Source organism: Streptomyces incarnatus, from assembly GCF_001027185.1.
In the GTDB taxonomy this organism is placed as follows: domain Bacteria; phylum Actinomycetota; class Actinomycetes; order Streptomycetales; family Streptomycetaceae; genus Streptomyces; species Streptomyces puniciscabiei.
This window is the reverse complement of sequence record NZ_CP011497.1, coordinates 6171334-6190371: the sequence shown is the minus strand read 5'-3', so window position 1 is coordinate 6190371 and position 19038 is coordinate 6171334. Positions and strand designations below refer to the sequence as shown.

The window sequence follows — 19038 nt, the reverse complement described above, 5'->3', positions numbered from 1 at the left end:
ACGCCAGAGCACGCTCTTGTCAGCCCTGGGTCCATTTCCTTATCCGGGCCCTACTCCGCCCGCAGTACGCCGGGGTGGAGATCCGCAGTAGGCCAGGGTGGAGACCCGTGGTACGCCCCCGGTGGAGATCAGTCCGTCCTCGGCCGGACCAGCCCCGACTCGTACGCGATCACCACGAGCTGCGCCCGGTCGCGCGCGCCCAGCTTGGCCATGGCCCGGTTGACGTGCGTCTTCACCGTCAGCGGGCTGACCTGGAGGCGCTCGGCGATCTCGTCGTTGGAGTGGCCGCCGGCGACCTGGACCAGTACCTCGCGCTCCCGTCCGGTGAGCGCGCCGAGCCGGTCGGAGCGGGCGGGGTCGCGGCCGTCGTCGTCGCCCTGGGCGAGGAAACGGGCGATCAGCCCCTTGGTGGCGGCCGGCGACAGCAGGGCCTCGCCGCCCGCCGCGACCCGGATGGCGCTCAGCAGCTCCTCCGGCTCGCTGCCCTTGCCGAGGAAGCCGGAGGCGCCCGCGCGCAGGGCCTGGATGACGTAGTCGTCGACCTCGAAGGTGGTCAGGATGACCACGCGTACGTCCGTCAGCGAGGGATCGGCGCTGATCAGCCGGGTGGCGGCGAGCCCGTCGGTGCCCGGCATCCGGATGTCCATGAGGACCACGTCGGCGGCCCGCTCCTTCGCCAGCCGGACCGCCTCCGCCCCGTCGGAGGCCTCCCCCACCACCTCCATGTCGGGCTCGGAGTCGACCAGCACCCGGAACGCGCTGCGCAGCAGGGCCTGGTCGTCGGCGAGCAGGACACGGATCGTCATACGGGCTCCCCCGGGGCCGTCGTACGGGTCTTGAGGGGCAGGATCGCATGGACGCGGAAGCCGCCGCCGTAGCGGGGGCCGGTGGTGAGGGTGCCGCCGAGCGCGGTGACCCGCTCGCGCATGCCGAGCAGTCCGTGCCCGCCGCCGGCCCCGGGCCGGCCTGCCGCACCCGCGCCGTTGTCCAGCACGGTGACCTCGATGTCCGTCCCCACCCGTACGACGCTGACCTCGGCCCTGGCCTCGGGTCCGGCGTGCTTCTGCACATTGGTCAGGGCCTCCTGCACGATCCGGTAGGCGGCCAGGTCGACGGCGGCGGGCAGTTCGGCGCCCTGGTCGGCGCGGGCCACCTCCACGGGCAGGCCCGCGCTGCGGAAGGTGCCGGCCAGCTCGTCCAGCCGGCTCAGGCCGGGAGCGGGCTCGGTGGGGGCCTCCGGATCACCGGACTGGCGCAGCAGTCCGACGGTGGCGCGCAGTTCGTCGAGGGCGGACCGGCTGGCCTCCCGGACGTGCGCCAGGGCTTCCTTGGCCTGGTCGGGCCGCTTGTCCATGACGTGCGCGGCCACCCCGGCCTGCACGTTCACCAGGGCGATGTGATGGGCGACGACGTCGTGCAGGTCACGGGCGATGCGCAGCCGCTCCTCGGCGACCCGGCGGCGGGCCTCCTCCTCCCGGGTGCGCTCGGCCCGCTCCGCCCGCTCCCGGATGGCCTGGACGACCGCGCGCCGGCTGCGTACGGCGTCCCCGGCGGTGGCGCCGATGCCGGTCCAGGCGAGCACGCCGATGTTCTCCTGCGCGTACCAGGGCAGGGGGCCGCCGAGCATGGCGGCCGCCGTCAGCACGGTCATCGTGAGCAGGCCGACGCGCCAGGTGGTGGTGCGGTCGGTGCTCGCGGCGACGGTGTACAGGGCGATCACGGCGGACATCGCGACCGGGGCGCGGGGGTCGCCGGTGACGCACTCGATCACGGAGAGGGCGCCGGTGACGGCGAGCACCGTCTTCGGCACGCGGCGGCGGAAGACCAGCGTGGCCGCGGCGAGCAGCATGAGGAGGAGGCTGAGGGGGTCCGGGGTGCGGATGCCCCAGGTGACGCCGTTGTCGCCCCTGGGGGTCACGAAGGATCCCGCGATCATGCAGACCAGCACGCCTGCGGCGATGGCCGCGTCCAGCGCGAGGGGGTGCGCTTTGAGACTGCAGCGGGCGCGGTCGAGAGTGCTCACCTGATGAACAGTACGGGTGCCGGCAAGGTGCCCTGCGCTGCGGCTGGTCGGGGGTGGGGGCGGGCGCTGCTCGCTGAGAGGTGCCGCTGCGCCCACCCGTGCCGCCCTGGGGGTACCTCCCAGGCCCTTAAGGCACTGGGGGAGGCACGACTGCCCGCAGCTGCGCGGGTACGACGGCGGCGCAGGGCGGCGGGAGCGCCCCGTAAGGGGCGCGGGGAACTGCGCGAACAACCACGACGGACCCGCAGCCGCCCGACCACCACGGGCCCCGAGCTCTCAGGCGCCCCCTCGCCTCACCCCGGAATCAACCCGTCGTCCGCGAGCATCGCCCGCACCTCCTCCAGCGAAGCGTCCGGCGCCGGAAGGATCAGTTCCGACGGTTCCAGCGCGTCGTCGGGAAGCGGCGTGCCGAGGCGCCGGACGGCGTCCAGGAGCGCGGCGAAGGTCCGGCGGAACGCCGCCTCGTCGCCGCTCTCGATCTCCGCCAGCAGCTCGTCGTCCAGTTTGTTCAGCTCGACGAAGTGGGAGTCGTCCAGCCTCACCTGGCCCTCCCCCATGATCCGTACGATCACGTCGGTCTCCTCGGCTCGGGTCCGGCGCCGGGCTACTGCTTGTCGAAGCGCGGGGTGTCCTGCGGCTGCTGCTGGGTCTGCCCCTGGCCGGTGCCGCCCTCGATGGCCTGCTGCGGGGAGCCGCCGGCCAGCTCGGCCTTCATGCGCTGCAGTTCCAGCTCTACATCACTACCACCGGAGAGCCGGTCCAGCTCGGCCGCGATGTCGTCCTTGGCCATGCCGGTCGGGTCGTCCAGGGCGCCGGAGGCGAGCAGCTCGTCGATGGCGCCGGCCCGGGCCTGCATCTGCTGCGTCTTGTCCTCGGCACGCTGGATGGCCAGGCCGACGTCGCCCATCTCCTCGGAGATGCCGGAGAAGGCCTCGCCGATCCGGGTCTGCGCCTGCGCGGCGGTGTAGGTGGCCTTGATGGTCTCCTTCTTCGTACGGAACGCGTCCACCTTGGCCTGCAGGCGCTGGGCCGCGAGGGTGAGCTTCTCCTCCTCGCCCTGGAGGGTGGCGTGCTGCGTCTGAAGGTCGGTGACCTGCTGCTGGAGCGCGGCGCGGCGGGACAGCGCCTCGCGGGCCAGGTCCTCGCGGCCGAGCGCGAGCGCCTTGCGGCCCTGGTCCTCCAGCTTGGAGGACTGCTGCTGCAACTGGTTGAGCTGGAGCTCAAGGCGCTTGCGGCTGGTCGCCACGTCGGCGACGCCGCGGCGGACCTTCTGCAGCAGCTCCAGCTGCTTCTGATACGAGTAATCGAGGGTCTCGCGCGGGTCCTCGGCCCGGTCAAGGGCCTTGTTCGCCTTCGCGCGGAAGATCATCCCCATACGCTTCATGACACCGCTCATGGGCTTCGCGCGCCCCCTTCTGACGGACTCCAGCTCACAGATCCTGCGACAGGACCCACAGTACGGGCCCTGACTCCATTACCGCACTGTTCGGGGACGGATGCGCTCATCCCCGAGGACGACTGCGGACGGTACCGCTCCGGCGCAAGGAGTAGATGATCCCCCACCAGTCCCCCACCGGCCCCCGGAACGTCCCCTCTGTCCCCCTACAGACGCCCGGTGTTGCCGGATCGTTCCCGGCCGGGCTGGGGTCCATGCCGGTGAAGCCCTTACCCTTGGGTTTTGTGTTCCGTAGCCGTGCCAAGGACGAGAAGGCCCCGACCGCCGACAAGGCGCAGGTGAACCTCTCCAAGCAGCCCCGAGACCCGCAGGCCCCGAAGGGCAGGCCCACGCCCAAGCGCAGTGAGGCCCAGTCCCAGCGGCGCAGCGTGGCCCACACGCCCACCAACCGCAAGGAGGTCGCGAAGCGCCAGCGCGAGGAGCGGCGCCAGGCACTGGAGCGGCAGCGCCAGGCGCTGGCCACCGGTGACGAGCGCTATCTGCCCGCCCGGGACAAGGGCCCGGTCCGCAAGTTCGCCCGCGACTGGGTGGACTCGCGGTTCAACGTGGCGGAGTTCTTCCTGCCGCTCGCCGTGGTGATCCTGGTGCTGAGCGTGGTGCGGGTGCCGGCGATCCAGTCGATCGCGCTGCTGCTGTGGCTGGTGGTGATCGTGCTGATCGTGCTCGACGCGGCGTTCAGCGGCTTCCGGCTGAAGAAGCGGCTCAAGGAGCGCTTCCCGGACGAGAACACGCGGGGCGCGGTCGCCTACGCCCTGATGCGCTCCCTCCAGATGCGCCGGCTCCGGCTGCCGAAGCCGCAGGTCAAGCGCGGAGAGCGGCCCTGAGCGCAGAGGCCTTCACCGGGGGCGCGGCCGAGGCCTGGCTGAACAAACTGGGCAGGCTGCGTGATGTCGTACGCCAGGAGCTGGTGGCGCGGCAGCTGGACGAGCAGATAGCCGGGCGGTTCCCGGTCGGGCAGCGGCTGCGGGTGCTCGACGTGGGGATGGGCCAGGGCACGCAGGCGCTGCGGCTGGCCCGGCTCGGCCATCAGGTGACCGGGGTCGAGCAGGACGCGACGATGATCGCCGCCGCGCGAGCGGCGCTGGCCGCCGAGCCGGAGGGCATCCGCGAGCGGGTGCGGCTGGTGCAGGGCGACGGGCGGGACACCGGCGTGCACTTCCTGCCGGGCAGCTTCGACGTGGTGCTGTGCCACGGAGTGCTGATGTACGTCGAGGAGCCCGACCCGCTGGTCGCGGGCCTGGCGCGGATGCTCGCGCCCGGCGGACTCCTCTCCCTGCTCGTCCGCAACGGCGACGCGCTCGCCATGCGGCCGGGCCTGTCCGGTGACTGGGCGGGCGCCCTGGCCGCCTTCGACACGACCGCCTATCGCAACCGCCTGGGTCTGGACGTCCGCGCCGACCGGCTGTCGGCGCTCACCGCCACGCTCGCCGGGATCGCGGCCCCGCTGCACGCCTGGTACGGCGTCCGGGTCTTCACCGACACGGCGGCGGACGACGCGGAGCTCCCCCAGGACCTGCAGACGCTGCTCGCGGTCGAGGAGCGGGCCGGGCGCACGGACCCCTACCGGCGGGTGGCGGCGCTGCTGCACCTGTGCGGCGTACGGGGCTGAGTCCGTTCGGGCCAACAGCGCGGGCCGGGTGATCGGCGCGCGGTGAGACTCGGGGCATGGACGCTTCCCCGATCCGTGCCCCGCGGAGGGTCGCGGCCGCCGTGGCTCTGGTGTGCTGTGCGGCGGCGAGCTGCAGCGCGAACTCCCCCGAGGAGGCCACGGCGAACGCGCCGGCCGCCGTGCCGATGGCCGCGGGTGATCTGCAGAGCCAGTACCAGAAGGTCATCAAGGAGGCCCTGCCGTCGGTCGTGCAGATCCAGGCGGGCCACACCCTGGGCTCCGGGGTGGTGTACGACGGCAAGGGGCACATCGTCACCAACGCGCACGTGGTCGAGTCGCAGAAGACCTTCAAGGTGACCGCGGCCAACAGCGAGGAGCCGCTCACCGCGCGCCTGGTGTCCTCCTACCCCGCGCAGGACCTGGCCGTCATCAAGCTGGACAAGGTGCCGGCCGGGCTGCGGGCGGCGAGGTTCGGCGACACCGGGAAGGTGCAGGTCGGCCAGATCGTGCTGGCCATGGGCTCGCCGCTCGGCCTGTCGTCCAGCGTGACCCAGGGCATCGTCTCGGCGACCGGGCGGACGGTCAGCGAGGTCCCCGGCGGGGGCACCGGCGCGACCCTCGCGAACATGGTGCAGACCTCGGCCGCCATCAACCCCGGCAACAGCGGCGGCGCGCTGGTCGATCTGTCCGGGCAGGTCATCGGCATCCCGACGCTGGCCGCCGCCGACCCCGCCCTCGGGGGCAGTGCGGCACCCGGCATCGGGTTCGCCATCCCGGCGTCGATGGTGAAGACGATCGCCGGGCAGATCGTCAAGGAGGGCAGGGTCACCGACTCCGGGCGGGCCGCGCTCGGCATCACCGCCCGGACGGTCGTGGACGACCTCTACCGGCGGCCCATCGGGGTGGCGGTGGTCAGCGTCAAGCCCGGCGGCGCGGCGGACAAGGCGGGCCTGCGCCCGGGCGACATCATCACCAGGCTGGGCAACCGGCCGGTCACCACCATCACCTCCCTCTCCGAGGCGCTGGCGGCGGACACCCCGGGGCAGAAGACGTCCGTGACCTACCAGCGGGACGGCGCCCGGAAGACGGTGGAGGTGACGCTGGGCGAGCAGTGACGAGGGGCACGGCCCCTACGACCGCGGGAGCCGCACCCCTGGGCACCGGTCAGGCCGCGTCGGCGTGCAGGCTCATCGGCCCGTAGATCTCGGTGTTCTCCTCGAACAGCCGCACCTGGTCGGCGCCGCCCTCCAGGAGCGCCTTCCAGTGCTCGCCGATCCAGGACTCGGCATCCCCCTGCGTGGTGAACTCCTCGGGCTGCACCGCGGGCTGGACCTCCGTCCCGTCGGCCTTCTCGAACCGCCACGTCCATGCCGTCATGTGGGCCTCCTCGTGATCCAACTCGTGCTCGCAGCCTAGCCGGAAGCGCAAGAGCTGCTGGGACGGGTGAGAATCGGTCCCGTGGAAATCACTCTGCTCGGTACTGGTGCCCCGGCCGGGCTGCCGCGACCCGGCTGTCCCTGCGCCGCCTGTGCGATGGCGCTCGGGCCCGACGCGCGCGCGGCCACCGCCGTGCTGGTCGACGGGTCGCTGCTGCTCGATCTCACGCCGGGCGCGGCGTTCGCGGCGGCGCGGGCCGGGCATTCGCTCGCCGGGGTGCGGCAGGTGCTGCTGTCGCATCCGCACGACGGACCGCCGGTGGAGGTGCCGGCCGGGCTGCCGCAGCCCGGCCGGGTGCCGGACGGACGGGAGTTGGCGCTGCTGACGGGGCATCGGGTGCAGGCCGTGGCGATGGACGCGGGCGGCACCGGCTACGCGGTGACCGGGCCGGACGGGCAACGGCTGCTGTATCTGCCGCCGGGCGGGGCGCCGGCGGGTCTTCAGGAGGCGACGGCGGAGTCGTACGACATGGTCCTCATGGACGTCGTCGGCCGGCCGGACGCGCTGGCACGCCTGCGGGCGGTGCGCTCGGCCGGCCCGACCACCGATGTGCTCGCCGTCCACCTCGACCACGACGTGCCGCCCGGCCCGGAGCTCGGGCGCCGGCTGGCGGCGGCCGGGGCACGGGCGGTGCCGGACGGTACGACGCTGGCGGTCGGCGCGTACGAGGACGTGCCGGACGTGCCGCGCCGGACGCTGGTGCTGGGCGGGGCGCGCTCGGGCAAGTCGGTGGAGGCCGAGCGGCGGCTCGCGTCCTTCCCGGACGTGCTGTACGTGGCGACCGGCGGGACGCGGGGCGGGGACGGCGAGTGGGCCGAGCGGGTGGCCGCGCACCGGGAGCGGCGGCCGGGGTCGTGGCGTACGGCGGAGACGACGGACCTGGTGCCGCTGCTGGGCGAGGACGGGCCGCCGCTGCTGATCGACTGTCTGTCGCTGTGGCTGACGGATGCCATGGACGCCGTCGGGGCGTGGGACGACGCGGAGTGGGCGGGCGGGGGTGAGAAGACGCTGCGCTCGCGGGTACGGGAGCTGACGGAGGCGGTCCGGTCGACTCGGCGGACCGTGGTCGCCGTGTCCAACGAGGTGGGGTCGGGGATCGTGCCGGCGACTGCCTCCGGGCGGCGGTACCGGGATGAACTCGGGCGGCTGAACGCGGCGTTCGGGGAGGAGTGCGAGCAGGTGCTGCTGGTGGTCGCCGGTCAGGCTCTGGTGCTCCGGGGGTGAGGGGCGCCCGGTGATTGGCTGTGCGTGGTGGGGTCGCTTACCGGCGCGTGCGGGGTGCCGGCGCTGCAGCGCCCCGAAGGGGCGCGGGGAACTGCGCGACCAGCCACTGCGGACCCGCAGTCAGCGGACGGCCTTGCGGGCCACGATCCTGTAGGCGTTGGAGAACGGTGTGCGGCACAGCACGGGTGCCAGGGCGTGGTCCAGAACCGAGGCCAACGCCCGCACGGGCGCCGCGGCGGCGGTCAGTACGGCATGCGGGGCCGAGGCCAGGGCCACGGCGCCTGACAGGTCGTAGGGCATGTGGGGATCCCTGCGGTCGATCACCAGAACCGTGCAGCCGAGGCTCTCCAACTCCGCCCGCAGATTCGCCAAGGGCACCAGGTGGAGGTGGCGCGGCTGGCCGTAGGGGAGCCAGAACCTGCCGAGCAGCGCGGCGAACCCGCAGCGGGGGTCGGCGACTTCGACGACGAGGTGGCCGCCGGGGCGGAGGGCCGTGAGGGCGGCGCGGAGTTCGGCGCGCGGGTCGGGCGTGTGCTCCAGATGGCGGAACATGCTGACCACGTCGTAGCGGCCGCGCAGCCGGGCCGTCATGCCGGGGGTGGCGAGATAGCCGCGGTGGGCCTCCTCGACCCGCTCCTCCAGCTGGGCCTGCTGCACCCGGGCCGTCGGGTCCAGGCCGTCGAAGCTCGTGTAGGGGAAGAACTCCTTCGCGGCCTCGGGGAAACGGGCGTGGCCGGTGCCCACGTCCAGCCAGCTCTCCGCCTCGGCCAGCGCCGACAGCCTCCGGGCGGTGGCCCGGTGCCGCCGGCGGACGGCGCGCGCGGACAGGACGCGCGCGGTGAACTCCTCCAGGTGCCGTTCGTAGAAGTCCCGGTGGAAGAAGGCGAACCCTTCGGCCGTGAGCCGGGGGTTCTGGAAGACGTGGGCGCAGTCGCGGCACTGGTCGACGGCGAACCGGCCCGGCCGGTGCCGCAGGGGGTCGACCACGCGCACCCGGGTGCGCAGGCGTGCCGAACCGCACCAGGGGCAGTCCTCGCGGCGCGGTTCGAGGAACGGGTCGGAGGACCGCGGAAGGGGCGTCGGCGTGTAGGGCGAGGTCGGCATGGGCGGCTCCCTGAGCGACATTCCGCTGCAAACCGGAACGTATGGGATGCCGATCTTGGGTGCAACGACGTCATGGGGGTGTGGTGGCCATGTGGCGCGGAAGCGTTCGTTCTCTGGCGGTACTGTTCGGCGAATGAGCAGGCTTAATCTGGACGACTTCACCGATCTGATCGAGCGCCCGGACGGGGGCGTGCGCCGTGACGCCGAGGCCCGGCGGGAGCGCCAGATCGTGCCGCCCGGGGCGCTGGGCCGCCTCGACGAGCTGGGCGAGTGGCTGTCCGCCGCGCAGAGTGCCGTACCGGTACGGACCGTGGAGCGGCCGAAGGTGATCCTCTTCGCCGGCGACCACGGAGTCGCCGAGCTGGGCGTCTCGGCGCGTCCGGCGGGCAGTGCCGAGCAGCTGGTGCGGGCCGTGCTGGAGGGCGCGAGCCCGGTGTCCGTGCTCGCGCGGCGGCAGGAAGTGCCGGTACGGATCGTGGACATGGCCCTGGACTGCGATCCCGGCTCCTTCCCGGAGGACGTGGTACGGCACCGGGTGCGGCGCGGCAGCGGCCGTATCGACATCGAGGACGCGCTCACCCTCCAGGAGGCCGAGGCGGCGCTGCGCGCGGGCGTCGCGGTCGCCGACGAGGAGGCCGACTCGGGTACGGACCTGGTGGTGCTGGGTGACGTCAGCGTGGGCGGGACCACGGCCGCGGCGGTGCTGATCGCGGCGCTGTGCGGGACCGACGCGTCGGTGGTGACCGGGCGGGGCGGGCTCGCGATCGACGACCTGGCGTGGATGCGCAAGTGCGCGGCGATCCGGGACGCGCTCCGGCGGGCGCGGCCGGTGCTCGGCGACCAGTTGCAGCTGCTCGCGACCGTGGGCGGGGCGGACCTCGCGGCAATGACCGGGTTCCTGCTGCAGTGCGCGGTGCGGAAACTGCCGGTGCTGCTCGACGGAGTGGTGGCCGCCGCCTGCGCGCTGGTCGCGCAGCGGGTCGCCTTCCGGGCGCCGGACTGGTGGCTGGCCGGGCACGACAGCGGGGAGCCGGGGCAGGCCAAGGCGCTGGACCGGATGGCCCTGGAGCCGCTGCTGGCGCAGGGGGTGAAGGTCGGCGAGGGCACGGGCGCGCTGCTGGCCCTGCCGCTGGTGCGGGCCGCGGCGGCACTGGCCGCGGAGCTTCCCGAGAAGCCGGGGACCGAGAAGGAGCCGACGGAGGAGCCGGAGGAGAAGCTGGCGGAGGAGTCGGCGGAGCAGGAGTAGTCGGGTCTCGGTCGGTTCGGCACCGCCGACCGAGCACCGTCACGGCCGAGCACCGTCGCAGCCGAGCTCCGTCACGGCCGAGCACCGTCGCAGCCGAGCTCCGTCACGGCCGAGCACCGTCGCGGCCGAGCACCGTCGCGGCGGGAAAAGGCCGTTGCCCCCGCCGGCCGTAAAAGAGCACGCACGCCACAGAGACCGGAAAGTGCGGTTGGCCCTGGCCACACCCATATGATCCTGCCCCATGGGAGATGCCCGAAATGCGGTGCCGCAGGGAGTCGAGCCGGGGCGTCCGGGTGAGGAGCAGCGGCGGTCCACCGGGGCTTCCCGGCGGGCCGCCGCCTTCGCCGTCTGGTATCTGCGGACCGTCGCCTTCATCAACTTCCTCAGCGCGGTCTGGGTCTCGCTCGGCCAGGACGTGCGCCGGCACAACCAGGACGACTTCTTCACCCCGTACCTGCTGACGGCCGGCTTCGCCTCGGGCGTCTTCACCGCTTTCCTGGCGATCACCATGCGGCGCCGGAAGCGGGCCGCCTGGATCCTCAACCTGGTGATCAGCGGGGCCTTCCTCACCCTGCTCGCGTTCGCCATGGCGTCGTTCCCGGAGATCCGGCGGTATGCGCAGAACTGGATCTCGCTGGGGCTCACCACCGCGTTCTTCGGCGCGCTGCTCGTGGGCCGCCGGGAGTTCTACGCCAAGGGCGACCGGTCCAACCCGCGGCTCGCGGCGACGGTCGCCGTCGGCGGCGGGCTGGCCGCGAGCCTGCTGGCCGGGCTGCTGGTGACGGTCACCAACCAGGCGCCGGACGCGGCCCGTTCGACCTTCTGGGAGCGCTGGCACTACGGCGCCCTGCGCCTGGTGTCGGTGGCCGCCGACGAGTCCCGCTTCCCCGGGATCGACCCGCCGAACTGGGCGAACGTCACGGTCAACGTGCTCAGTACGGCCCTCGTCCTCGCCGTGTTCTACGCCGCGTTCCGCTCCCGGCGCGCCGTCGACCCGCTCACCGAGGACGACGAGAAGCAGCTGCGGGCCCTGCTGGACCGGCACGGCGAGCGGGACTCGCTGGGCTACTTCGCGCTGCGCCGGGAGAAGAGCGTGGTGTGGTCGCCCACGGGCAAGGCGGCCGTCGCCTACCGGGTGGTCGGCGGGGTGAGCCTGGCCTCCGGGGATCCGCTCGGCGATCCGGAGGCGTGGCCGGGCGCGATCGTGCCGTGGCTGGCCCAGGCGCGGGCGCACGGCTGGATCCCGGCGGTGATGGGGGCGAGCGAGGAGGCGGGGACGGTCTACGCCCGGCACGGGCTGGACGCGCTGGAACTCGGCGACGAGGCGATCGTGGAGGTCGCCGACTTCACGCTGGAGGGCCGGGCGATGCGGACGGTCCGGCAGGCGTACAACCGGGTGAAGCGGGCCGGGTACGAGGTGCGGATCCGGCGGCACGAGGACATCCCGGCGGACCGGATGGCGTATCTCGTCGAGCGCGCGGACGACTGGCGGGACGGGGCGACCGAGCGCGGGTTCAGCATGGCGCTCGGCCGGCTCGGGGACCCCGAGGACGGGCAGTGCGTGATGCTGGAGTGCACCGACGCCGAGGGGAGGCTGCGCGCGCTGCTGTCCTTCGTGCCCTGGGGGCCGCGCGGGCTGTCGCTGGACCTGATGCGCCGCGACCGGGACTCCGACAACGGGCTGATGGAGTTCATGGTCATCGAACTGCTGCGGCGCGCCGACGAGATCGGGATCACGCAGGTCTCACTCAACTTCGCGATGTTCAGGTCGGTCTTCGAACGTGGGGCGCGCCTCGGTGCCGGTCCGGTACTGAGGGTGTGGCGGTCGCTGCTCAGCTTCTTCTCCCGCTGGTGGCAGATCGAGTCGCTGTACCGCGCCAACGCGAAGTACCGGCCCATCTGGGAGCCGCGGTTCCTGCTCTTCGAGAAGAGCGCGGACCTGCTGCGCATCGGCCTCGCCTCGGCGCGTGCCGAAGGGTTCCTGGAGGCGCCGGGACTGCCGAAGTGGCTGCACCGCAGGCACCTGGACACACACCGCTAGACACCCGGACACGCACCGCTGAGCAACGGCCGATGAGGAACGTCTGATGAGAGCGCTCGCCCGCTGGGCCCGTGAGGAGTGGGGGCCGCTGTGCGTCACCGTGGGCACGGCCCTGCCGAAGCGAGGCCTGCGGGCGGCACCGATGACCCTCGGCGCGGTCTGTCTGACGGCCCTGCTGCAGTACGTGCAGAACCGGCCGTGGGGCTACCAGTTCGTGCAGGACGTGGGCGCCGTACGGGCCGAGGACCCGCTGTGGCTGGCCCTGCTGCGCACGCCCCTGTCGCTGTTCGTGCCGGCGCTGGACCTGCCGGTGTGGGGCGCGCTGGCGCAGATCCTGCTGGTGTTCGGGATCGCCGAGGTGTGCGTCGGCTGGTGGCGGACCCTGGTCATCGCGTACGCCGCCACGGTCGCCGGAACCCTCTACGCGCGCATCGGCATCTCGCTGGGCGCGCACGCCCCGTTCGGGCTGCCGTGGACGGACGCGCAGGTGGTGGACACCGGTCCGTCGGCGGCCGTGGTGGGTCTCGCCGTGTTCGTGAGCTGGCGCTACGGCGCGTACGTCACCTCGGGCGCGGTGACCCTGGCGATGGTCGCCGAGGTGCTGGTCAAGGAGAATCTGGCGGGCAAGGAGCACCTGGCCGCGCTGATGGCCGTGGGGCTGATCTGCCTCGAGGTGGCGGTGCGGCACCGCTACGGACACCGGCTGCGCCTGAGGCCGCGGCACGTGTACGGCCGCGTGCGGTGGCGGGTTCAGCGGCGGTCGGGCAACCGGGCCGAGCGCGGGTCGGGCTTGCCGCCGATCCAGTCCTGAACGGCGCGGCTGCGCCGGGCCCAGCGGCGGTCGTGCCGGTAGACGCGCAGGGCCGCCTTGGCGCGGGCGCGCGGCCGGCGGCCGTAGAAACGGCGGGCCCACGGGGAGCCGGGGCGGGCCAGCCGTACGGCGCCGACCAGCGCGACCAGCGGCACGACCACCCCGAAGACCGCGACGCGCGCCTTGCCCTTGCTCAGGGCGATGAGCGCGAAGAGGAAGTTCAGGCCGATGGTGCTGAGGGCGCCGCCGCGGTCCTGGAGCTCCTGCGCGGACAGGTCGTTGACGCCGAAGGGGGCGAACCCGGCGAGCAGCAGCCCGACGAGCGCGGCGGTGAGCACGACGATCTCGACGCTCTTGCGGCCCTCCTCGGTCCAGTACACGTCGTCCAGATGCAGGATCAGCGCGAACTCGTCCAGCACCAGCCCGACGCCCATCCCGAACAGGACGGCGGCGACGGTACCGCCCGGGCCGTGCCAGTCGCTGGCGAGCATGCCGAACCCGCCGACGACGGTGAGGACGACCCCGGGGACGACGTGGTGGATGTGCGTCCCGCCCGCGCTGACGTTCCCGAACGGGCCCCTGCCGGCCCGGATCAGCCGGGTGATCACCCGGGTGACGACGAACGTGAGCAGGAAGGCGGCGAGGGCGAGCAGCAGGGGGAGCTTGCCCGGTTCGACGATGTTCCGTACCCACCACTGCCCCATATGCGCACCTTATCCCGGGGGGTGGGCGGCGGCTCCGCGACCGCCCGGTAACCTGCGCCGGTGCGCAAGTCCTCCCCCCTCGACGGCCTCCGCTTCGCCTTCGGCACCCTCACCGTGCTGCCCGTCCGGGTGCACCGCTGGGACCGCGGGGCCGCCCGCGGCGGGATGCTGAGCGCCCCCGCCGCGGGCCTGGCCGTGGGCCTCTGCGCGGCCGGGCTCGGACTGCTGCTGCTCCTGCTCGGCGCCGGCCCGCTGCTCGCCGCCGTCGCCTCCGTCGCCGTACCGGCGGCGCTCACCCGGGGGCTGCACCTCGACGGCCTCGCCGACACCGCCGACGGCCTGGGCAGCGGCAAGCCCGCCGAGGACGCGCTGCGGATCATGAAGCAGTCGGACATCGGGCCGTTCGGCGTCATCACCCTGGTCCTGGTGCTGCTGGCCCAGGTCGCCGTCCTGGCACAGCTGTACGGCCACTCCTGGGCGCGGGGTGCCCTGGCGGCGGTCGTCTCGGCGGTCACGGCCCGGCTCGCCCTCACCCTGGCCGCCCGCACCGGTGTGCCGGCCGCCCGCCCGGAGGGGCTGGGAGCGGCGGTCGCCGGGGTGGTGCCGGTACCGGGCGCGCTGGCCGTCACGGCGGCCCTCACGATCGGTTCGGCGGCCTGGGGCACGGCGCTGGGCCCGTACGACGCCGTGCGCACCGCGGCCGCGGTCCTGCTGTCCCTGGCCGCGGCCGATCTCCTGCTGCGCCACTGCGTGCGCCGGTTCGGCGGGGTGACGGGCGACGTCTTCGGCGCCCTGGCGGAGACGGCGGCGACAACGGCCCTCATCGTGCTGTCCCTGGGCCGCTAAGCTGCTCTGCCGTACACGGACAAGAGCGTTGTGATTCGGGGGAGTTCCGTGCTCAAGCTGCGCCGCGCCCTGGCCTGGTCCATAGACTTCGCACTCGTGGCGGTGGTGGCCGTCCTGCTGGCCGTCCTCACCTTCCACCGCGTCACCGCCCTCGTCACCGACGTGCCCTCGCTGGCCACGAAGGGCGGCCTCGACCTCGTGACCTCGCGCGGTGACGTCATCGGCGCCTCCGAGCACCTGGGCCTGTCCCTCTGGGACCAGGTGGTCCTGGACGTGGAGGAGGCCTTCGGCGCGCTCGTCGTCCTCACGTTCCTCTACCAGTGGGCCTGCCTCGCGCTGCTCGGCCGCACCCTCGGCAAGGGGCTGCTCGGCCTGCGCGTCATCCCGCGGCTGTCCCGGCACGCCCTGCGCCGCGCCGCCGTCACCACCGTCGCCGACGTCGCGGTGTACGCGCTGGCCTGTGTGCTGCTGATCGAGGGGCAGTTCGTCCTTTCGGTGCTGGTGTGGGCCATCGCGGTGGTGCTGTTCCTGGTCAATGCCCTGACGGTGGTCTTCCCCGGCCGCCGCTCCCTCGCCGACCGGCTGGCCGGCACCTCGGTCATGGGCGCGCTCCGGCGGGCGGAGTCCGGCCCGACGGGCAGCGCGCCCCAGTGGTGAGCCCCCGCGCCGGGGAGGCGGAAGTGAGCACGACGCCACGCACAGGTGAACGCCCGCAGGAATGAGCGAACGGGCGCACGCGCGTAGTCTCGTCCCGGGTGTTCGCCGACAGGGTGAAGGCCCCGGTTGCCACCTGCACCCAGGTATGGACCTAGGGTCGGCTCTCGGGCCCGGTCGACCCACCCCACTTCGGCCACAGGAACTTCACATCGGAAGCGAGATTTCACCACCGTGACTGCTCTGACTCTCAGCACCGCCGCGGCGCCCGGCCTGCGGGCCGACGCGATCGTGATCGGTGTCGCCAAGGGCGCTGGATCCAGGTCCGGGGACCTTGTCGTAGCGCCGGGCGCCGAGGCCGTGGACAAGGCGTACGACGGCAGGCTTGCGGCCGTCCTGGAGACCCTCGGCGCCTCGGGTGCCGAGGGCGAGCTCACCAAGCTGCCCGCGCCGGCCGGCTTCAAGGCCCCGATCGTCGTGGCGGTCGGCCTGGGCACGGAGCCGGACGCCAAGAGCGAGGACGACGAGGCCTACGACGCCGAGGCGCTGCGCAAGGCCGCCGGCGTGGCCGCCCGCGCGCTCGCCGGCTCCAAGAAGGCCGCGTTCGCGCTGCCCGTCGACGGCCCGGGCGCCGTCGGGGCGATCGGCGAGGGCATCCTGCTCGGCGCGTACTCCTTCGACGTGTACAAGGAGAACGGCGCGCAGGCGAACGGTGGCAAGGCCAAGAACGGCAAGGCTCCGCTGGCCGAGGCCGCGCTGCTGGGCGGCAAGCCGCGTGACGCCGCCCACAAGGGGGCCGTCGCCCGCGCCGTCGCGGTCTGCGAGGAGCTGAACCGCGCCCGCGACCTGATCAACATGCCGCCGAACGACCTGACCCCGGCCGCCTTCGCGGGCATCGCGCAGACCGCGGCCAAGGAGCACGGCATCAAGGTGCAGGTGCTCGACGACAAGGCCCTGGTCAAGGGCGGATACGGCGGCATCCTCGGCGTCGGCGGCGGCTCGGCGGCCACCCCGCGCCTGGTGAAGCTGTCGTACAAGCACCCGAAGGCGGACAAGCACCTCGCCTTCGTCGGCAAGGGCATCACCTACGACTCGGGCGGCATCTCGCTGAAGCCGGCCGGGCACAACGAGACGATGAAGTGCGACATGAGCGGTGCCGCCGCCGTGTTCGCCGCCGTCGTCGCCGCCGCGCGGCTCGGCCTGGAGGTCAACGTCACCGGCTGGCTGGCGCTGGCCGAGAACATGCCGTCCGGCTCCGCGGTGCGCCCGGGTGACGTGCTGCGCATGTACAGCGGCAAGACCGTGGAGGTCCTCAACACCGACGCCGAGGGCCGGCTGGTGCTCGCCGACGCGCTGTGGGCGGCCTCGCAGGAGAACCCGGACGCCATCGTGGACGTCGCGACCCTGACCGGCGCGATGATGCTGGCGCTGGGCAGCCGGACGTTCGGTGTCATGGCCAACGACGACGCGTTCCGCTCCGCGGTGCACGAGGCGGCGGAGGAGGTCGGCGAGCCGGCCTGGCCGATGCCGCTGCCGGAGCACCTGCGCAAGGGGATGGAGTCCCAGGTCGCCGACATCGCGAACATGGGCGAGCGGATGGGCGGCGGGCTGGTCGCCGGGCTCTTCCTGCGCGAGTTCGTGGGCGAGGGGATCACCTGGGCGCACCTGGACATCGCCGGTCCCGCGTTCAACGAGGGCGGGCCCTTCGGGTACACGCCCAAGGGTGGTACAGGGTCGGCCGTGCGTACGCTGGTGCGGCTCGCGGAGCTGACCGCGGCGGGTGACCTGGGCTGACGGTCGCCCAATAGCCCAGTTCGGCTGCTTGTTCCGCAGCTCGCCGCGTGGGGGCTGGTCGCGCCCACGCGGCGGAGCCGCATGTCGGACACAGCCCCGCGCCCCTTCTCGGCATCGCTGCCCCGTTCGTTTCAAGTGAACGTGGGACGTCTCACACCCCGGCCCGGCGTCTCGATCTCGTCCGACAAGTGCAAAGATGGAGCCCGGCAGGACAGGGCCCCCACCGAAGGGCCGAAGCATCAAGCGGCCGGACACCAGCCGCCTGCCGGTCATCGGAGACCGGCGTACGGCGCACATGCATGGAGGACGTGACGTGGCGAACGACGCCAGCACCGTTTTCGACCTAGTGATCCTCGGCGGTGGTAGCGGTGGTTACGCCGCGGCCCTGCGCGGGGCGCAGCTGGGCCTGGACGTCGCCCTGATCGAGAAGGACAAGGTCGGCGGCACCTGCCTGCACCGGGGTTGCATCCCCACCAAGGCCCTGCTGCACGCGGGCGAGATCGCCGACCAGGCCCGCGAGAGCGAGCAGTTCGGCGTCAAGGCGACCTTCGAGGGCATCGACGTCGCGGCCGTCCACAAGTACAAGGACGGTGTCATCTCCGGCCTGTACAAGGGCCTGCAGGGTCTGATCGCGTCCCGCAAGGTGACGTACATCGAGGGTGAGGGCCGGCTGTCCTCCCCCACCTCCGTCGACGTGAACGGGCAGCGGATCCAGGGCCGCCACGTCCTGCTGGCGACCGGCTCCGTGCCGAAGTCGCTGCCGGGCCTGGAGATCGACGGCAACCGGATCATCTCCTCCGACCACGCCCTCGTCCTGGACCGCGTGCCGAAGTCCGCGATCATCCTGGGCGGCGGTGTCATCGGCGTCGAGTTCGCCTCGGCGTGGAAGTCCTTCGGCTCGGACGTCACCGTCATCGAGGGCCTGAAGCACCTCGTCCCGGTCGAGGACGAGAACTCTTCGAAGCTTCTTGAGCGCGCGTTCCGCAAGCGCGGCATCAAGTTCAACCTCGGCACCTTCTTCCAGAAGGCCGAGTACACCCAGGACGGCGTGAAGGTCACCCTGGCGGACGGCAAGGAGTTCGAGGCCGAGGTCCTCCTCGTCGCCGTCGGCCGCGGCCCGGTCTCGCAGGGCCTGGGCTACGAGGAGCAGGGCGTCGCCATGGACCGTGGCTACGTCCTGGTCGACGAGTACATGCGGACCAACGTCCCGACCATCTCCGCGGTCGGTGACCTCGTCCCGACGCTCCAGCTCGCGCACGTCGGCTTCGCCGAGGGCATCCTGGTGGCGGAGCGTCTGGCCGGTCTGAAGGTCGTTCCGATCGACTACGACGGTGTCCCGCGGGTGACGTACTGCCACCCGGAGGTCGCCTCCGTCGGTATCACCGAGGCCAAGGCCAAGGAGATCTACGGCGCGGACAAGGTCGTCGCTCTGAAGTACAACCTGGCGGGCAACGGCAAGAGCAAGATCCTGAACACTTCGGGCGAGATCAAGCTCGTCCAGGTCAAGGACGGTGCCGTGGTCGGCGTCCACATGGTCGGCGACCGGATGGGTGAGCAGGTCGGCGAGGCCCAGCTGATCTACAACTGGGAGGCGCTGCCGGCCGAGGTCGCCCAGCTCATCCACGCCCACCCGACGCAGAACGAGGCGATGGGCGAGGCGCACCTGGCGCTCGCCGGCAAGCCGCTGCACTCCCACGACTGAGCCTTCGGTCAACGGGCGCGACGACACAGACTTCCGCAATTCGTTAGGAGCAACCGAAACCATGGCGGTTTCCGTAACCCTTCCGGCGCTCGGTGAGAGCGTCACCGAGGGCACTGTCACCCGCTGGCTGAAGGCCGAGGGCGAGCGCGTCGAGGCCGACGAGCCGCTGCTCGAGGTCTCGACCGACAAGGTCGACACCGAGATCCCCTCGCCCGTCTCCGGTGTCCTGTCCTCCATCAAGGTCGCCGAGGACGAGACCGTCGAGGTCGGCGCCGAGCTGGCCGTCATCGACGACGGCACCGGCGCCCCCGCGGCCGCCCCGGCCCCCGCCGCCGCCGAGGCTCCGGCCCCGGCCGCCGAGCCCGCCCCGGCCCCGGTCGCCGAGGC

19 protein-coding genes are annotated in these 19038 nt (G+C 72.9%); 12 read left to right on the top strand and 7 right to left on the bottom strand.

Annotated elements, in window-relative coordinates:
• Positions 1–128: 128 nt before the first annotated feature.
• The 4 genes from ABB07_RS27965 to ABB07_RS27950 all read right to left on the bottom strand — a co-directional run bounded on the left by ABB07_RS27965 (position 129) and on the right by ABB07_RS27950 (position 3419).
• Positions 129–806: a response regulator gene (locus tag ABB07_RS27965; RefSeq protein ID WP_208901304.1), complete on the bottom strand. Its 678-nt coding sequence runs from the start codon at positions 804–806 to the stop codon at positions 129–131.
• Positions 803–2023 carry a sensor histidine kinase gene (locus ABB07_RS27960; RefSeq protein ID WP_208901303.1) on the bottom strand — a complete coding sequence of 407 codons (1221 nt, stop codon included), beginning with the start codon at positions 2021–2023 and terminating at the stop codon, positions 803–805. The genes ABB07_RS27965 and ABB07_RS27960 overlap by 4 nt, the downstream gene beginning before the upstream one ends.
• 293 nt (positions 2024–2316) lie before the next feature.
• On the bottom strand, positions 2317–2595 hold the full coding sequence (gene pspAA, locus ABB07_RS27955; protein WP_208901302.1) for a PspA-associated protein PspAA: 279 nt from the start codon (positions 2593–2595) through the stop codon (positions 2317–2319).
• A 32-nt stretch (positions 2596–2627) separates the two neighbouring features.
• A complete protein-coding gene (locus tag ABB07_RS27950; protein WP_208901301.1) occupies positions 2628–3419 on the bottom strand; it encodes a PspA/IM30 family protein in 792 nt (263 codons plus the stop codon).
• Between the two features lie 254 nt (positions 3420–3673).
• On the opposite strand from ABB07_RS27950, the gene ABB07_RS27945 reads away from it, so the two are divergent.
• The 3 genes from ABB07_RS27945 (at position 3674) to ABB07_RS27935 (ending at position 6203) form a co-directional block, all read left to right on the top strand.
• Complete coding sequence (locus ABB07_RS27945; RefSeq protein ID WP_208901300.1) at positions 3674–4303, top strand: DUF3043 domain-containing protein; 630 nt, start codon at positions 3674–3676, stop codon at positions 4301–4303.
• An 83-nt stretch (positions 4304–4386) separates the two neighbouring features.
• Positions 4387–5088 (top strand): class I SAM-dependent methyltransferase, encoded by a 702-nt coding sequence (locus ABB07_RS27940; RefSeq protein WP_208901299.1) that lies wholly within the window; start codon positions 4387–4389, stop codon positions 5086–5088.
• A gap of 56 nt (positions 5089–5144) precedes the next feature.
• Complete coding sequence (locus ABB07_RS27935) at positions 5145–6203, top strand: S1C family serine protease (RefSeq protein ID WP_208901298.1); 1059 nt, start codon at positions 5145–5147, stop codon at positions 6201–6203.
• A gap of 49 nt (positions 6204–6252) precedes the next feature.
• On the opposite strand, the gene ABB07_RS27930 is transcribed toward ABB07_RS27935, so the two are convergent.
• A complete protein-coding gene (locus tag ABB07_RS27930) occupies positions 6253–6465 on the bottom strand; it encodes a hypothetical protein (protein WP_055709718.1) in 213 nt (70 codons plus the stop codon).
• An 81-nt stretch (positions 6466–6546) separates the two neighbouring features.
• On the opposite strand from ABB07_RS27930, the gene ABB07_RS27925 reads away from it, so the two are divergent.
• Positions 6547–7749 carry a bifunctional adenosylcobinamide kinase/adenosylcobinamide-phosphate guanylyltransferase gene (locus ABB07_RS27925; RefSeq protein ID WP_208901297.1) on the top strand — a complete coding sequence of 401 codons (1203 nt, stop codon included), beginning with the start codon at positions 6547–6549 and terminating at the stop codon, positions 7747–7749.
• A 120-nt stretch (positions 7750–7869) separates the two neighbouring features.
• Here ABB07_RS27925 and ABB07_RS27920 read toward each other — a convergent pair whose 3' ends face one another.
• Entirely contained in the window at positions 7870–8853 is a 984-nt protein-coding gene (locus ABB07_RS27920; RefSeq protein WP_208901296.1) for a class I SAM-dependent methyltransferase, read from the bottom strand.
• 133 nt (positions 8854–8986) lie between these two features.
• Here ABB07_RS27920 and cobT point away from each other — a divergent pair, with 133 nt between their 5' ends.
• From cobT to ABB07_RS27905, 3 genes are all read left to right on the top strand, one after another.
• On the top strand, positions 8987–10099 hold the full coding sequence (gene cobT / locus ABB07_RS27915; protein WP_208901295.1) for a nicotinate-nucleotide--dimethylbenzimidazole phosphoribosyltransferase: 1113 nt from the start codon (positions 8987–8989) through the stop codon (positions 10097–10099).
• 241 nt (positions 10100–10340) lie between these two features.
• Positions 10341–12140 (top strand): phosphatidylglycerol lysyltransferase domain-containing protein, encoded by a 1800-nt coding sequence (locus ABB07_RS27910; protein WP_244189546.1) that lies wholly within the window; start codon positions 10341–10343, stop codon positions 12138–12140.
• Between the two features lie 46 nt (positions 12141–12186).
• Complete coding sequence (locus ABB07_RS27905; RefSeq protein ID WP_208901294.1) at positions 12187–12951, top strand: hypothetical protein; 765 nt, start codon at positions 12187–12189, stop codon at positions 12949–12951.
• Here the strand turns inward: ABB07_RS27905 and ABB07_RS27900 are convergent.
• On the bottom strand, positions 12891–13655 hold the full coding sequence (locus ABB07_RS27900) for a hypothetical protein (protein WP_208901293.1): 765 nt from the start codon (positions 13653–13655) through the stop codon (positions 12891–12893). The two genes, ABB07_RS27905 and ABB07_RS27900, sit on opposite strands and share 61 nt — an antisense overlap.
• A gap of 60 nt (positions 13656–13715) precedes the next feature.
• On the opposite strand from ABB07_RS27900, the gene ABB07_RS27895 reads away from it, so the two are divergent.
• From ABB07_RS27895 to ABB07_RS41050, 5 genes are all read left to right on the top strand, one after another.
• Positions 13716–14501: an adenosylcobinamide-GDP ribazoletransferase gene (locus tag ABB07_RS27895; RefSeq protein WP_208901292.1), complete on the top strand. Its 786-nt coding sequence runs from the start codon at positions 13716–13718 to the stop codon at positions 14499–14501.
• A gap of 48 nt (positions 14502–14549) precedes the next feature.
• Entirely contained in the window at positions 14550–15158 is a 609-nt protein-coding gene (locus tag ABB07_RS27890; RefSeq protein WP_244189545.1) for an RDD family protein, read from the top strand.
• A 231-nt stretch (positions 15159–15389) separates the two neighbouring features.
• Positions 15390–16949 (top strand): leucyl aminopeptidase, encoded by a 1560-nt coding sequence (locus ABB07_RS27885; protein ID WP_208901291.1) that lies wholly within the window; start codon positions 15390–15392, stop codon positions 16947–16949.
• Between the two features lie 313 nt (positions 16950–17262).
• On the top strand, positions 17263–18651 hold the full coding sequence (lpdA, locus tag ABB07_RS27880; protein ID WP_055709709.1) for a dihydrolipoyl dehydrogenase: 1389 nt from the start codon (positions 17263–17265) through the stop codon (positions 18649–18651).
• 61 nt (positions 18652–18712) lie between these two features.
• The coding region (locus ABB07_RS41050) for a biotin/lipoyl-containing protein (protein WP_341845925.1) at positions 18713–19038 on the top strand (326 nt) is incomplete at its 3' end.

Coding starts and splice junctions, on each gene's coding strand:
- ABB07_RS27900 (WP_208901293.1), bottom strand. CDS start 13,655: ATGGGGCAGTGGTGGGTACGGAACATCGTCGAACCGGGCAAGCTCCCC.
- ABB07_RS27945 (WP_208901300.1), top strand. CDS start 3,674: ATGCCGGTGAAGCCCTTACCCTTGGGTTTTGTGTTCCGTAGCCGTGCC.
- ABB07_RS27905 (WP_208901294.1), top strand. CDS start 12,187: ATGAGAGCGCTCGCCCGCTGGGCCCGTGAGGAGTGGGGGCCGCTGTGC.
- ABB07_RS27930 (WP_055709718.1), bottom strand. CDS start 6,465: ATGACGGCATGGACGTGGCGGTTCGAGAAGGCCGACGGGACGGAGGTC.
- ABB07_RS27950 (WP_208901301.1), bottom strand. CDS start 3,419: ATGAGCGGTGTCATGAAGCGTATGGGGATGATCTTCCGCGCGAAGGCG.
- cobT (WP_208901295.1), top strand. CDS start 8,987: ATGAGCAGGCTTAATCTGGACGACTTCACCGATCTGATCGAGCGCCCG.
- ABB07_RS27910 (WP_244189546.1), top strand. CDS start 10,341: ATGGGAGATGCCCGAAATGCGGTGCCGCAGGGAGTCGAGCCGGGGCGT.
- ABB07_RS27935 (WP_208901298.1), top strand. CDS start 5,145: ATGGACGCTTCCCCGATCCGTGCCCCGCGGAGGGTCGCGGCCGCCGTG.
- ABB07_RS27965 (WP_208901304.1), bottom strand. CDS start 806: ATGACGATCCGTGTCCTGCTCGCCGACGACCAGGCCCTGCTGCGCAGC.
- ABB07_RS27920 (WP_208901296.1), bottom strand. CDS start 8,853: ATGCCGACCTCGCCCTACACGCCGACGCCCCTTCCGCGGTCCTCCGAC.